The 13351-nt window shown below is 54.3% G+C and carries 11 protein-coding genes; 10 read left to right on the forward strand and 1 reads right to left on the reverse strand.

Annotated elements, in window-relative coordinates; all coding sequences use genetic code 11:
* Position 1: 1 nt before the first annotated feature.
* From ACIP6T_RS13895 to ACIP6T_RS13935, 9 genes are read left to right on the forward strand one after another with little or no spacing between them, the layout of a single operon-like run.
* Complete coding sequence (locus ACIP6T_RS13895; RefSeq protein WP_400457803.1) at positions 2-2158, forward strand: pentapeptide repeat-containing protein; 2157 nt, start codon at positions 2-4, stop codon at positions 2156-2158.
* Positions 2155-3252 (forward strand): pentapeptide repeat-containing protein, encoded by a 1098-nt coding sequence (locus tag ACIP6T_RS13900; RefSeq protein WP_400457805.1) that lies wholly within the window; start codon positions 2155-2157, stop codon positions 3250-3252. The genes ACIP6T_RS13895 and ACIP6T_RS13900 overlap by 4 nt, the downstream gene beginning before the upstream one ends.
* Positions 3245-3814 carry a DUF3540 domain-containing protein gene (locus ACIP6T_RS13905; protein ID WP_400457807.1) on the forward strand — a complete coding sequence of 190 codons (570 nt, stop codon included), beginning with the start codon at positions 3245-3247 and terminating at the stop codon, positions 3812-3814. Before ACIP6T_RS13900 ends, ACIP6T_RS13905 begins: the two co-directional genes overlap by 8 nt.
* A gap of 3 nt (positions 3815-3817) precedes the next feature.
* The gene (locus tag ACIP6T_RS13910) at positions 3818-4183 is read left to right on the forward strand and encodes a PAAR-like domain-containing protein (protein WP_097097842.1); all 366 of its coding nucleotides are present in this window, start codon (positions 3818-3820) and stop codon (positions 4181-4183) included.
* Positions 4184-4199: 16 nt separating this feature from the next.
* Positions 4200-4676 (forward strand): hypothetical protein, encoded by a 477-nt coding sequence (locus ACIP6T_RS13915; RefSeq protein ID WP_400457810.1) that lies wholly within the window; start codon positions 4200-4202, stop codon positions 4674-4676.
* 4 nt (positions 4677-4680) lie between these two features.
* Positions 4681-6036 (forward strand): type VI secretion system baseplate subunit TssK, encoded by a 1356-nt coding sequence (tssK, locus tag ACIP6T_RS13920; RefSeq protein WP_400457812.1) that lies wholly within the window; start codon positions 4681-4683, stop codon positions 6034-6036.
* A complete protein-coding gene (icmH, locus tag ACIP6T_RS13925; protein ID WP_400457813.1) occupies positions 6033-7526 on the forward strand; it encodes a type IVB secretion system protein IcmH/DotU in 1494 nt (497 codons plus the stop codon). The genes tssK and icmH overlap by 4 nt, the downstream gene beginning before the upstream one ends.
* Positions 7527-7539: 13 nt before the next feature.
* Entirely contained in the window at positions 7540-10974 is a 3435-nt protein-coding gene (gene tssM, locus ACIP6T_RS13930) for a type VI secretion system membrane subunit TssM (protein ID WP_400457815.1), read from the forward strand.
* 25 nt (positions 10975-10999) lie between these two features.
* Positions 11000-11350, forward strand: a complete 351-nt coding sequence (locus ACIP6T_RS13935; protein ID WP_097097837.1) for a DUF6277 family protein — start codon at positions 11000-11002, stop codon at positions 11348-11350.
* A gap of 59 nt (positions 11351-11409) precedes the next feature.
* Here the strand turns inward: ACIP6T_RS13935 and ACIP6T_RS13940 are convergent, their stop codons facing one another.
* Positions 11410-12315 (reverse strand): LysR substrate-binding domain-containing protein, encoded by a 906-nt coding sequence (locus ACIP6T_RS13940; protein ID WP_400457817.1) that lies wholly within the window; start codon positions 12313-12315, stop codon positions 11410-11412.
* A 97-nt stretch (positions 12316-12412) separates the two neighbouring features.
* On the opposite strand from ACIP6T_RS13940, the gene ACIP6T_RS13945 reads away from it, so the two are divergent.
* Positions 12413-13270, forward strand: a complete 858-nt coding sequence (locus ACIP6T_RS13945) for an aldo/keto reductase family oxidoreductase (RefSeq protein ID WP_400457819.1) — start codon at positions 12413-12415, stop codon at positions 13268-13270.
* Positions 13271-13351: the final 81 nt, after the last annotated feature.

The raw sequence follows: 13351 nt of genomic DNA on the forward strand, positions 1-13351 counted from the left end.
GATGCGCATTATCAAACCTCAACAACTCGCGGTGATTAAAAGTGGCTATCAACTTGGTCGCCAGAGTTATTTGGGTTTCAGTGTGGTGGCCGGATGTTGGCTACAGCGCAAGCCACAGTTCACGACTGAATCCCAAATCTGGCAGGCCTGGCAGCAGGCGCCACATCAGTTCCCTTATCTGGATGATGCAACACCCAAACCTTTTGCCGAATTTCTGCTGGCGGGGCACGTTCATCGCCCTCACCCAGTGCAAACGGCTGAGGCTGCAGTAACGCTTAATCAGATAACCCGACGCTGGCACCTGAAAGCGGCAAGGGACGATAACGGTGAGTTCGTTGCCTTCAATAAAATGCCATTAAATCACTCCGTGGCCGCAAATACGTCTGCGAATCCCTGGGGAAGCCGTCAGCCCACGTTGTTCATGGCAGATCATGATGAAGATTTAATGGTCGCACCGGGTCCGATACCCGCTGATTTCCCGCTGAGAAATCGCTGGATCAAGGCGATTCACACCGCCATGCAGGATGAGGATTACCGCGAAAATATTTTCCCCGGCATGCCAGCCTCCTTTGACACGCGCTACTACCAGCTCGCGTCCGCTGCGCAGCAACTCGCCACGCCAGCCTGGCCAGCGCAGGCTACTGGTGTACTTCATGGCTTCAGTGACGAAGATAGCCACCTGAGCTTTACCCTGCCAAATGTCGAGGCGCGCGCGTGGATACAGCGTGACAAGTCGCAACCGGCTGCAGTAGATATGCCGTTGAAAACGATATGGTTACTGCCCGATCAAAACGTCATCCTTTTGGTATTCACCGGTTCGGTTGCGGTGACCCATATGCTGGATAACAGCATTACTGCGCTGCTGGTCGGCCTTGAGGATCGTGCGGCTTTACGTCCCGATGCCCATTTTTTACAGGTGATGGAACGTCGTTGTGCCGCCAGCGCATCACCTTTCGAATTTATGTATGACCCTGATCTCATGCCAGAAAAGGGTGCCTTAGACGCCTTCATTCCCGATGATGAAAAGCACGGCCATGCCTTTCCTTGTGATCCTGCTGTAACCCAGCAGCACTATGTTCAGCTGCGGGCGCTTATCGACAGCGAAAAAACCACGGCGCCTGAGCCGGCGATTTTCGACGTGAAGAAACTCGCAACGCTGTTTCCGCCGGAACCGCTAGTCGATCTTGACGCTGCAGATATCGTGACGGGTAAGCGCCTAAGCCAGCCAGTGATTGGCAATCTTGCGGGGCGAACTTTCAGTAACTGTCAGTTCGTCAACTGCCGGTTTTCCGCAGGGACGTGGCAGCATATGCAGTTTGAAAACTGCACGTTTGAGTCCTGTCGCTGGCAAAACCTGACTATTCACGACAGTCGCTTCTCGCAGTGCCACTTTTATGATTGCCAGCAGAAAAACCTGCAGCTGACGAACGTTTCGGGCCACAACCTGCGGTTCAAAGCCTGTCAGCTGGACCATTGGCATTCACATAAAGGTAAGTGGGAGGCGTTGACCTTTGACGATTGCCGGCTGTGTGATGCGCATTTTTCTCAGGACGCGCTTAGCGCCGTGACATTACATCAATCAGCGCTGATGCACAGCCGCTTTGAAGACGTGATCATTCAGCAGGCGATGTTCGTTAAATCTACGCTTGAGCAGTTGCAAGCCACCCACCTGGTGATGGAAAAAAGCTCTGCGCTGGCGTCCTCTTTCGTCGGCAGTCATTTTTCACACTCCACCTTCAACAGTGTCACCTTTGGTCAGCGCTGTGATTTTTCATCGGCAATCCTCGATCGGTGCCAATGGAAAAAGGTGGGTCTGGCTCAATCAAATTTACGTTTCACCCAGTTCACGGCCTGCGCCATTGAGGAGAGCTCCTTCGAACGCAGCCAGTTGAATGGCACCGTGTTTGTGCGCTGCGATTTAACCGGCGTTCAGCTGCAACAGGCGCAGTTAAATGAGAGCCAGTGGCAGATGAGCAGCCTGCAGCAAGCGTGCCTGTACGGCGCAGCACTCAATGGCACAACCTTTCATCACTGTAATCTGAGCGGTGCTAATCTTGCGCGCGTTGAACGTGATGCTCAGACCGCATTTGCAGCGTGCTTGTTGCAGGATGTTTGCTGGTTGCCGCGCCGCGATACTTGTCAAAGAGAGGTGGCATGATGAGCAAAATTCATCCAGCTGCCGCACTCACCGCCGCGATACCCATGCCACGAAAGGTCTTCCGAGACACGGCATTTACCGAAAGTGCCGCGCTGCAAAACCTACAGGACTGCGAGTTTATCAATTGCCATTTCGGCTCAATCACGTTGCAGCAGGCGAACTGGTCAGGATTGAAATTTGAACGCTGCCGGTTTCAGTCGGTGAATTTTGCGGGCTGTGAACTCAACGATTGTCATTTTACTCAATGTGAACTGGTGGATTGCCATTGGCATGCAGGCCGTTGCCAACGCTGCACCAGCCAGCAGTCGGTATGGCGGCAATGCGAGTTTCATTATCTTCACAGTAAGGCAATGACATTCCAGGGAGGACAGTGGCAGTCAATTATCCTCAACACCTGCCTAAGCGAGCACTGGAATCTCATCCAGATTCCCATCACGCAGTTGCAATTACTGCATGGCAGCGCGCATGACTGGAATATATGCCAGTGTGAATTTCAAAATGGTTGCTGGCGAGATATTGAAATACAAAGACAAGTAGCCAGCGAATGCCAGTTCAATCATGTTGTGCTGGGCCATCGACATGGCCCCGGCCAGACGTGGTATCAGTGCCAGTGGCTGCAGTGCCAACTTAATGAGCTGACATTAGTAGGCGGAAGTTTTCACCGTAACCAATTTGATGCATGCAATTTCGCTGCCTCCCATTTTCGTCACACGGTACTTGTGGAATCCCAGTTCAGCCAGTGTTGCCTGGCGGATTTTTACGCCGAGGCGATTCAGGGTGAAAAACTACAGCTTAGCGCCTGCTCCCTGGACGCCAGCCGCTGGTCTCACTGCGGGTTGCAGCAGTCTGAATTTCATCACTGCGTGGGTGAAAGTAGCGATTTCTCCTACAGCGATTTGCGCGCGGCTCACCTCAGCGGTTTACCCGACAATACCCTGTTCACTGATGCTCGCCGGTTTGGTGCAACGCCCGCTGCGAGCGTGGAGAACGAGCCTGCGCTGAAGGCCATCGCCGATTGGCATCAAACATGTCGTCCGGGACCCGATCACCTGCACACCTCATTAGCCATCAAAGGAACCAGCAAATATGTCTAATCTCTTGCAACTCACCCCGGTCAGTTGTGCTCTGCCGCAGGGCGAAACCCGGCTAGTCACACTGGCTGCCACGCCTGATGGGCACTTATACGTTGCTGAAGAGCCCACCGTTAGCCTGCATATTGCGGTGAGCTGCCTGGTACAGCCAGCAGCAGGCGATCGGGTTCGCGTCATTGCTGATGGGAATGCGTATTGGGTACTGGATCTGTTGTTGTGCGCTGATCCGGGGCGCGCATTGGCGATCCAGACCGCTCACGATTCCCTGCATATCGATGCCTCAACGTTAACGCTGCGTGCTCAACAGACAATGACGCTGGAAGCGCCGGCGCTGTCGCTCATCAGCCGTACGGGTAACTGGATCGCCGAGCGGCTGAATCAGATTGCGGAAAAAGTGCAGGTTCGCTGTAAATCCTCCGAACGTCTGGTCAGCGAGATCGAGTCGATCGAAGCCGGCCATATCAGCCACACCGCCAAAACCAGCTATCGCATTGACGGCGAGCTGACATCGTTAAATGGCAGAACGGTGTTGAAAATCGATGGCGGACAGGTGCATGTGGGGTGAGATATGACTGCAGCAAATAATAATCTGGGTGGAATGAGTTTTGTCGGAGCCGATCCCATGATCCCTTCTCCCGGCCCAAATACCGCGCCAAACATGATGGGCATTCCCAATGTGCCTAACTACTTTTGCTGCGGCAGTAATGAGCAAAACATGGCGACGATCCGCACGACTACCATCGACGCAGGCAACGAGGTAGGTGTGGTTTCCGGAACCCACTCGGCGCAAATGCTACCGATACAGGGATCGTCGAAGTACTTTATTCAAGGCATGCCCGCGACGCGATTGGGCGATATGAGCATGACCAACAATAACAACATGGTGACGACACAGACCGTGCCGAGCCAGATGAAGTATTTCATCAACGTTTAACGCCTCAGGAGCAAGGATGCATTTACCAGGATGTCTCGTCATCGGAGCGCTGCTGCTCTCAGGTTGTAGCCTGTTTGCCGCAGATTCCGCACCGGATCACGCCGTGCCGCAACCACCCGCGCTTTCTCTTACGGCTGCGTTGAACAGCAACCTGTCGCCAGGCGGCATCGCACAACCCACCAGAGTGTGCGTCTGGCAACGCGCGCAGCCTGGTTTCATACCCGATGGCGTATTTAGTGGCGCAACTTGCCAGCTGCAATCGGACGCTAACGCGCCTTTGTTTAACGACATTATCGCGCCGGGCATGCAGCGCAGCCTGCATTTGCCTGACACGGTGACCACACCGTGTTGGTTGGTGATCGGTGCTGAGTTTCAACAATACGGCTCGTCACAGAGCCTGATTGAAATTCGCGTGGCTAATGCTGATGCCGAAAAAATTATTGTTTTAATTAACGATCAGACACTTGCGTTCAAAATATACAACAAGGATTAACCTCATGTTTCCTACCAGTCGTACCGCATGGATTGAAGGCATGCTGATGGAACCACAGCATTTTCAGCAGCAGGAGCGTTTTTTTGAACACCATATTGATGGTCGTCTCAGAGCCGTTCAGCGCTGGAATTGGGGCTTCAGCCAGATTGAAATCAATCATGCTTTATTGGATCAAGGCAAGATCGCCCTCACTCAGGCGAAAGGTATTTTTCCCGATGGAACGCCCTTCAGCTTGCCTGGCGATGGCCCACTGCCGCTGCCCTTAGCATTAGAGGAGGCGATGGAGGGCCAGCAAGTTTGCCTCACGCTCACCCTCGATCTTCCGGATACCGAACTTGCCAGCGTGGCAAACGCACGCCAGGGCAGCCGACTGGCATTGGAAGATGCACAAATCAAGAATCGCTATGCGGGTATTTCCTCGCCCGGGAATCCGGACATGGTCACGCTGCAAATTGCACGTCTTAACTGTCGCCTGCAGCTCAAAAATAGCGTTACCGGCGCTGAAACTGCGCTGCCGTTGCTGACAATCCGTGAACGTAGTGCCAACGGTGCGCTGGTTATCGACAGCACGATGCTACCGCCTTTGTTGGACTATCGCGCCTGTGGCTGGCTTAAAGATGCCCTTAACGAATTGATGAGCTTGATTCGCTTACGGCTGGAGAGTGTGTTCCGAAATGATGTTCACTCGGCCGTCGGTGGACTTTCCGAGCTGCTTGAGCTGCTGCTGCTGCAAACGCTCAGTCACGCGCATCTGCATTTAGCGCATCTTAGCCAACAATATCCGGTCCATCCTGAGCAACTTTATCAGCAGCTACTTACTCTGCTTGGTCAGCTCAGCATCATTCCAGATGGGGAACGATTATGGGAACGGCAGGATTTGCAATATCAGCATGATGAGCCGCACATGGGGTTTTTCCCGCTGTTTACCGCCATCCGCCGCGCGCTCTCGTTGGTTATCGAAGCTCCTGCGGTCGCGCTGCTGTTCAAACAACGCGAAGATGGCATCTGGATTTGCCCTACTGACGCGCAGCTCAGGCTGGAGAAAATTGTATTTGCCATCAGCTGCGATCTACCAGCCGACCAGCTGCGACTGGCGTTTCCGGCGCAGACTAAAATGGGCGCAGTGGAAAGAATCAGTCATCTCATCGATCTGCAGCTACCGGGCGCTCGTTTGCTGCCTATGGTTTCCGCCCCGCGTCACATCCCCTGGTATCCCAACAGCGTTTACTTCGAAGTTGATAACAATGACTCGCTTTGTCGTGAGATGTACAACGCCTCGGCGATGGCCGTCAGTATTGTCGGCGACTTCCCGGGGTTGAGATTTGACGTCTGGGGGCTGCGACAAGGGAGGATCGCATGAACGACTTCGAACGCAAAATACGTGAGGCGCTTAACCTGCAGCGTGAAAACGATGACGCGCGTCAGCAGAACAACGCGCTAAATCTGTCGCACCAGGCTTCCCTGCTGGCTACCACTTCGCTGGTGGGTGCCACGATGGCGGGTCTGAAAAAAACCGAAAGCAGCGGCAATGCGCATGCCCATACGCCAACGCACGCGCTTGCTGCAGAGCCCTCCCAGGGGAGCGCCAACGCCGATATCACCTCGCCGTTTCAAACGGAGAGTACGCTGCTAGCCGCGCGCAACACCTTATCGCGTCCTGGGCAAACTTACAGCGAATGGGCAAATCCGCTGATTAAAGCTGCCTTTCCGCTCATTCTGATGGTCGAGCAGTATAAAAAAAGCGGACAACGTCACGATGACATTCAACGCGCGCAGTGGGTACGTGAAGCCCAATATTTTCAACAGGTTTTACTCCAGCAAGGCTATACCAGTGAGATCATTAATCATCTTACTTACCTCCTCTTCACCTGGATTGATGAAACGCTAAACCGCAATAACACCAGCGCGCCGCTCTCGCTGCTGGTGGAGTATTACCAGGATGCATGGGGCGGCGAGAAATGTTTCGATCACCTCAATCAGTACTGGCAATCTCCGCAGACGCATCAGGATGTTCTGCAATTCTATGACCTGATTTTGTCGCTGGGCTTTTATGGTAAATACGCCATGATTGAGCGGGGTCCGCTGCTGTTGGCCGATCTGCGCCACCAGCTGGACGTACTGCTCTACTTAAACCATCCAACCCAAACGCTAGCGGATGCACAGTCCCACCGCGTGGTGCCGAAAAAGCGCGTGATTACTCCCCTGCGCCTGCTGATGTTCGGTGTACTGGCGCTGAGCGCTATTTACGCTTACGCCAGCTGGCGACTGCATGACGATGCTCGCACATTACGTAATGCAATCCTTGCCTGGACGCCACCAGAACCGCGGCGGATTAACATCATGTCGACCTTGCCGCAGCCGCTGCCAGAAATTCTGCAGGAGGGCTGGCTTGAAGTGAGAAAAGATCCTCAGGGCTGGCTGTTAATTTTTACTTCAGATGGTGCGTTCGCAACCGGAAAAGCAACCTTGCTGCCCGACTTCGTGAATAAGCGCAACATCGAGCGCCTGGGAGCGGCTCTCGCGCCATGGCCGGGCGATCTGGAAGTGATTGGCCATACCGATAGCGAACCGTTCCGCAAAAATCCGACGCAGTCCAACTTGATCTTGTCAAAAGAGCGCGCGGATACGGTGGCCAACAAGCTCCGTTCTGTCATGCAAACCAACAGTAAATACCAACGCAACATTGATGCCACGGGCAAAGGTGATACCGATCCGCTAGCGGAAAACACCACGGAAGCAGGACGTAAGCGCAACCGACGCGTTGATATTTTGTGGAAGATTGGCCAGCGCCAGGATGAAGCGACACAGCAGGCCGTTGAGGACGTTCGCGCGGCAGCCAGGAATCCGTAACTAAGGACAGTTCATGTTTCGTCATCTTTTTATACTTATATTTGCTCTTGTGGTCAGCGCAGTGATCTGGTGGATTGGTCCGCTGATTGCGATTGGTCGTTGGTTTCCCCTTGCAAGCCAGTGGCCTCGCGCCATCTTAGTCGGCCTGCTGCTGTTCTGGGCCGTGTGGCCGTGGATCGCGCGCTGCTTCAGCTGGATGTCTGGCAAACTCTTCACGCCGTTTGCCCGCCGGGCGCCCGTTTCTGCGGTGAGCAATCACCGCTTCTATGATGCAGTATCAACCCTGCGCTACGTCGGATTAAGTGAACAGCGGACATACTGGCGGCGCATGTGTTATCGGCTTTATCAGCCCTGGCTGCGCGATCGCCCGTGGTTTTTGGTCATGGGGCCGCAGGACAGCGGTAAGACTTCACTGCTGAGTGAAAGCCAACAAACGTTCCTGTTGGCAGAACAGTATGGATTACATGCAACAAACGGCACCGGGCCAACGCAAGAGTGCAACTGGTGGTTGACACGGGACGCCATCTGGATAGATACCCCCGGCAGCTGGGCACAGAGTGAAGACAGCGTCAGAGCCGATAAAGCCCGCACCTCATTACTTCGCCTGCTGCGACGCAAGCGCGGGTTTCCGCCGATCGATGGCATCTTCCTCTGTCTGGATGCGCACTGGCTGCTCCAGGCTTCCTTATCCGAGCATAAAGCGCTGGCGGACACCCTGCGTGCTCGCCTGCTCGGCTGCGCCAATGATGCGCGCTGCGATCTTCCGGTTTATCTGATGCTTTCACACCTCGATCAACTGCCCGGAGGTGCCTCTTTGCTCGCCATGATGAGCGACAATTTACGCAGGCAGGGTATTGGATTCAGTATTGAGGCGGGCCAAAAACATGCCGAGCAGGCATTTGCAGCACTACTGGTGCGCATTAGCCAGTACGTACTGGAACTGATCCACGACGTGAATTCAGAAACCGAGCGACACCAGCTTCTGCAACTCATAGAGAGCCTTGGCACGCTGAGCAGGCCGCTGTTCAGCTTGATCAATCAGATCTTTCCCTCCTCGCCGGTAGGCTACGAAGTTCAGCTACGCCACATCTGGTTGGGCAGCGCTCGCCAGATAGCGCTGGATCCGCTCAACGTCGCAACATCATGGGGATCATCATCCACTACACATCCCACCACGGAACTGTGGCAATCGGGATTCGACCATGCCATTACCGAGCGCCATATTCTCACCTCGGGGGGCCAGCGTTCCGCTGCCGTAGCGATTCGGCGATGGGTCGGCTCTGTATTGGTACTACTTTTTCTGAGTGGTGTAGGTTGGGGGCTGTTGCGTTATTACCAATGGGAGAAGGATTATATCGGCTACGTGAATGCCACCTTCGATGAAACCCGCCGCTTAGTGCGCGAGGTCCCGGCGACGCAGCGTCCGGGTGAAAATCTGATCGCCGCCTATGAGCAGCTTGGCTATATGAACGCCCAGCTGGAAAGCGTCGATACCCTGCCCCTGAATCCTTATGTCGAACATCTGGCGCTCAACGATGCCGCGACCGCTACCTGGCATCGTCATTTGCTCAAAATCTTCTGGCCGGCGGTGCAAGCCTATATTGTCGATGCGCTCCAGCAGGACGCCAATACCCATAAAGATGATGTCTACGGCACGCTAAAAGTTTATATGATGCTGGTTGATCCGGCACATCGCGATCCGGTTGCCTTAAATAATTGGTTTATGGCGCGCTGGGATCGGTTCGCGCCACCGGGATACGCCAGCAATAATAAAACCTTGTTTGGTTATCATCTGAAGGCGTTGTTCTCATTAGCGGTAACGCCGGCGCTGAAACCTGATGTAAATCTGGTGCGGCTGGCGCGTGTGAGAGCGGCGGAAATCCCGCAGCAGATGCGGGTGATTAACCGTTTGAGGGAGAGTTCACATGCGCTGGCGATGCCAGATGTAACGCTGGCGAATGCGGCAGGCAGTGACGTCATGCTAACACTGAGACGTAAAAGCGACGCCACGGTTAACGATGTTGCGGTACCCGGGTTCTACACCCGATCCAGCTATCGCGATGTGGTGTTGCCGGAAGTAGAAAACATGTCCAAAGCGGTACTCGAGGAGGAATCCTGGGTGATGGCGGACAAGGACAGCGCCTCGAACCTTGAAATGGTCACCGCAACCCAACGTCTGATGGATGAAACGCGCAAACTCTATCTGCTGGAATATGCCAATCACTGGGCCGACTTTATTAAAGATATCCGCGCCAGACCGGTGCAAAGCATTGATGATGCGGCATCACTCGCGCGCCAGTTAGCGGACCCCTCTTCATCGTTAGCCAATTTAATCCGCTTCATTACCCGTGAAACCAGCCTTACCGGACGCGATGATGCCGGTGCAACCAGTTGGTTTGACCGACAGCGTTACAGCTTGCAGAAGCAAAAGCGGGACATTGTCGATGAGATCTCCGGCGATCGTTCACGCTTTAAACTCACGCCAGAACAGGCCGTTGAGGATCGTTTTCAGCCAATGCGGCGGCTGGGACTTGAGTTAGCGAAAAGCAATGTTGGCAATGACAGCCTCCAGCGCACTTTTAACGAGCTTTATAATCTGCTGGCGGCGGCATCGGTTCGTCTTAATAGCAGCGAGAGTAATGCCCAGTCGCCGGATGATGGCTTAAAGCGCGCCCGCATTGATGCCGCGCGTTATCCCGATCCGGTCAGGAGCGTCATGATGGATCTGATTGAACGCGGCCAAAGCCAGACCCTGGCGCAGATTCGGCAAAAACTCTCAAGCAATACGGCGTCACTGACCACCGGTGAATGTAAAAATATCATCGCCAATCGTTATCCGTTTTCCACCACGGCCAAAAACGAAATTGGCATTAACGATTTCTCTCGCCTGTTTGCAAAAGATGGCAGCTTACAGCGCTTTTTCGACCAAAACCTCGCATCGCTGGTTGATGTTAACCAGCGACCCTGGCGCGCTAAGGATCCGAGCTTAATTTCTGCAGGTACCGTCCGATCTTTTGAAAGTGCGGCGAAAATTCGTGAAAGCTGGCTTAACAGCAGCGGAAATATGGCGTTAACCTTTTTCCTCACGCCAATGACGCTCAGCAGCAACATCTCTGAAGCCGTACTGGATATTGATGGACAGGTTATCCGTTATAGCCACGGTCAAAGTCAACCGGAGCGGGTGGAATGGCCAGGCCCAAAAGGTGGCACCTATATTCGCCTCACTTTCAAAGCCAATGACGGCAGCTTGCAGACCGCGATGTTCGAAGGTCCTTGGGCCCTATTCCGACTTTATGATCGCGCGACGGTCAGCAACATGAGTAGTGATACGCGAGAGCTGTTGATGATGCTGAACGGTATGCCAGGAAGCTTCGCGTTTACTATCCGCTCAGCGCAACAAAACTTCCCATTATGGTCCCGCGCGTTGCGCAATTTTAAATGTCCTTAATCCCAGCAATGACAAGGAGTTATTCATGATTAATAAAGAAGATATTCTTGCAGCAGCGCAAAGCGGCAATTCAACCGCCGATAGCGTACACCGTTCTCTTCAGGAAAATTTTACGCAGTCATGCGCATCAATGAGTTTATCCGGTATGGATTCTTCCGCTGCGGTTGCTATGCAGAGTAATGGCGCATGCAAATCCATGATGGAACAAATGGGCAGCACCTTTGTTGGGTTACAACAGCAGTTACAGGCGCATAAACAGGCATTGATGAAAGATGCGCCTGAAATGTTTAACGTAACGAAGAATGATTTGCGCGATACGGTGGCTAAAGGTGTGCCTGCTGAAGAGGCACACTACAACTCTAAGCGCGAGTTTTAATGTGAATAAGCGGATGAAAATCCGCTTTATTTATTAGGTTGCGTTAATTTATCAGCCAGTCACGCGGCATTAAGCTCACGCACATAATCCAGAAAGGCCTGCAGCGGCGCCGGGATTAAACGGCGATCGTTGTAATACAGCCACAGGCCGGTGAAGCTTTGCCACCATTCGGGCAGAATCGGTTGCAGACTACCGCTGTCAAGCGCCGGTTTCAGCCAATCCTCGAACAGATACACCACGCCGGAACCGGCAATTGCGGCCTGAACCGTGAGATCCATGGCCGCGCCGATACTGCAAATCAGCGGGCCTTTTGGCTGCAGGCGCACGGTTTCTTCACCGCGCGTAAATTCCCATTCGGCTACCACGCCGGTCGCATAGCGTCCGTATAAACACCGATGCTGCATGAGATCCCGCGGATGCTGCGGCGTGCCGAACTGGGCCAGATAAGCGGGGGCCGCCGCTAACGCAAAGCGCTGGGTGCGAGGGCCAATCGGCAGCGCCACCATATCCTGTTCCAGATGATCGTCATAACGCACGCCAGCATCACAGCTGTCGCGGAACACATCCTGAACATTGCTCTCCGCCACCACTTCCAGCTGGATATCCGGGTAGCGCTGGAGAAAGCCCGGCACAATCGCGGGTAGCACAATGCGCGCGGCGCTGACCGGGACATTCAAACGCAACGTGCCGCCCGGAGTATCACGGAAGGTATTTAGCGCATCCAGTGCCGCATCCACTTCGTTCATCGCAGGCAGTAAGCGCGACATCAGCGCCCTGCCAGCTTCAGTTAACGCCACGGTGCGCGTGGTGCGATTAAACAAGCGCACGCCAAGCTGCTCTTCTGCCCGCCGTACTGCATCACTCAGGCGTGACGGATTACTCCCCGTCATGCGCGCCGCCTCGCGAAAGCCCCCGGCTTTTGCCACCGCGACTACCGCGTGCAGCAGTGCGATATCTACTGCCATTGTTCGCTACCTCGTACACTGTGTCCCGATTTGCACGGATAGTTGCACAGCGCTGGGGCGATTACAATCACTCTACACACTTACAAAGGAGCTTCCCATGTCTCATCCAGCATTAACTTATCCCCTTGGCGATCGCCAGGTAGCGCGCCTTGGTTACGGCGCCATGCAGTTGGCAGGACCTGGCGTCTTTGGCCCGCCCAAAGACGAAGCGCGGGCTTTGCAGGTACTGCGTGAGGCTATCAGCGCGAGGGTTAACCATATTGATACCAGTGATTTTTATGGCCCGCATATTACCAACCAGCTGATTAAAAAAGCGTTGCATCCCTACGCGGACGATCTGGTTATCGTCACCAAAGTGGGCGCGCGTCGTGATGAGAAAGGCGGTTGGCTGCCGGCGTTCACCCCGGAGGCGCTGACACAGGCGGTTGAAGATAACCTGCGTCATCTTGGACTCGATGTGATTGAAGTGGTGAATCTGCGTTCGATGTTGGACGTGCATGGTCCAAAAGAAGGTTCACTGGAGCCGCAGGTTGAGGCGATGATCAAACTGAAAGAGCGCGGCCTGATTCGTCATATCGGCTTAAGCAATGTCACCGCCAAACAGGTGGCCGATGCACAGGCAATGACGCCGATTGCCTGCGTGCAGAACCTCTACAATCTGGCCAATCGTCAGGACGAGGCGCTGCTCGATCAGCTGGCGGCGCAGGGCATTCCGTACGTGCCTTTCTTCCCACTGGGTGGTTTTTCTCCGCTGCAGTCCGATCGGCTAACCGACGTAGCGAACGAGCTGAACGCCACGCCGTTACAGGTGGCGCTGGCCTGGCTGCTGCAGCGTTCACCGAACATTCTGCTGATTCCAGGTACCTCATCGCCAGCGCACCTGAAGCAGAACCTGGCGAGTGCTGACGTGAAACTCACGCCTGAAATCGTCAGTCGTTTGGACAGCATCGCCTAACCATCGCTTTGCACACCGGGTCGTCATGAATGACGCCCCTACGAAGGTAATATGCGCTGTAGGGTCGTCATTCATGACGAC

The organism is Pantoea sp. NPDC088449 (assembly GCF_044753225.1).
In the GTDB taxonomy this organism is placed as follows: Bacteria; Pseudomonadota; Gammaproteobacteria; order Enterobacterales; family Enterobacteriaceae; genus Pantoea; species Pantoea floridensis.

Excerpts from the sequence above, each read along its gene's own strand:
- tssK (WP_400457812.1), top strand. The coding sequence starts at position 4,681 with ATGTTTCCTACCAGTCGTACCGCATGGATTGAAGGCATGCTGATGGAA.
- ACIP6T_RS13900 (WP_400457805.1), top strand. The coding sequence starts at position 2,155 with ATGATGAGCAAAATTCATCCAGCTGCCGCACTCACCGCCGCGATACCC.
- ACIP6T_RS13915 (WP_400457810.1), top strand. The coding sequence starts at position 4,200 with ATGCATTTACCAGGATGTCTCGTCATCGGAGCGCTGCTGCTCTCAGGT.
- ACIP6T_RS13945 (WP_400457819.1), top strand. The coding sequence starts at position 12,413 with ATGTCTCATCCAGCATTAACTTATCCCCTTGGCGATCGCCAGGTAGCG.
- ACIP6T_RS13895 (WP_400457803.1), top strand. The coding sequence starts at position 2 with ATGCGCATTATCAAACCTCAACAACTCGCGGTGATTAAAAGTGGCTAT.
- ACIP6T_RS13935 (WP_097097837.1), top strand. The coding sequence starts at position 11,000 with ATGATTAATAAAGAAGATATTCTTGCAGCAGCGCAAAGCGGCAATTCA.
- tssM (WP_400457815.1), top strand. The coding sequence starts at position 7,540 with ATGTTTCGTCATCTTTTTATACTTATATTTGCTCTTGTGGTCAGCGCA.
- ACIP6T_RS13905 (WP_400457807.1), top strand. The coding sequence starts at position 3,245 with ATGTCTAATCTCTTGCAACTCACCCCGGTCAGTTGTGCTCTGCCGCAG.
- ACIP6T_RS13910 (WP_097097842.1), top strand. The coding sequence starts at position 3,818 with ATGACTGCAGCAAATAATAATCTGGGTGGAATGAGTTTTGTCGGAGCC.
- ACIP6T_RS13940 (WP_400457817.1), bottom strand. The coding sequence starts at position 12,315 with ATGGCAGTAGATATCGCACTGCTGCACGCGGTAGTCGCGGTGGCAAAA.
- icmH (WP_400457813.1), top strand. The coding sequence starts at position 6,033 with ATGAACGACTTCGAACGCAAAATACGTGAGGCGCTTAACCTGCAGCGT.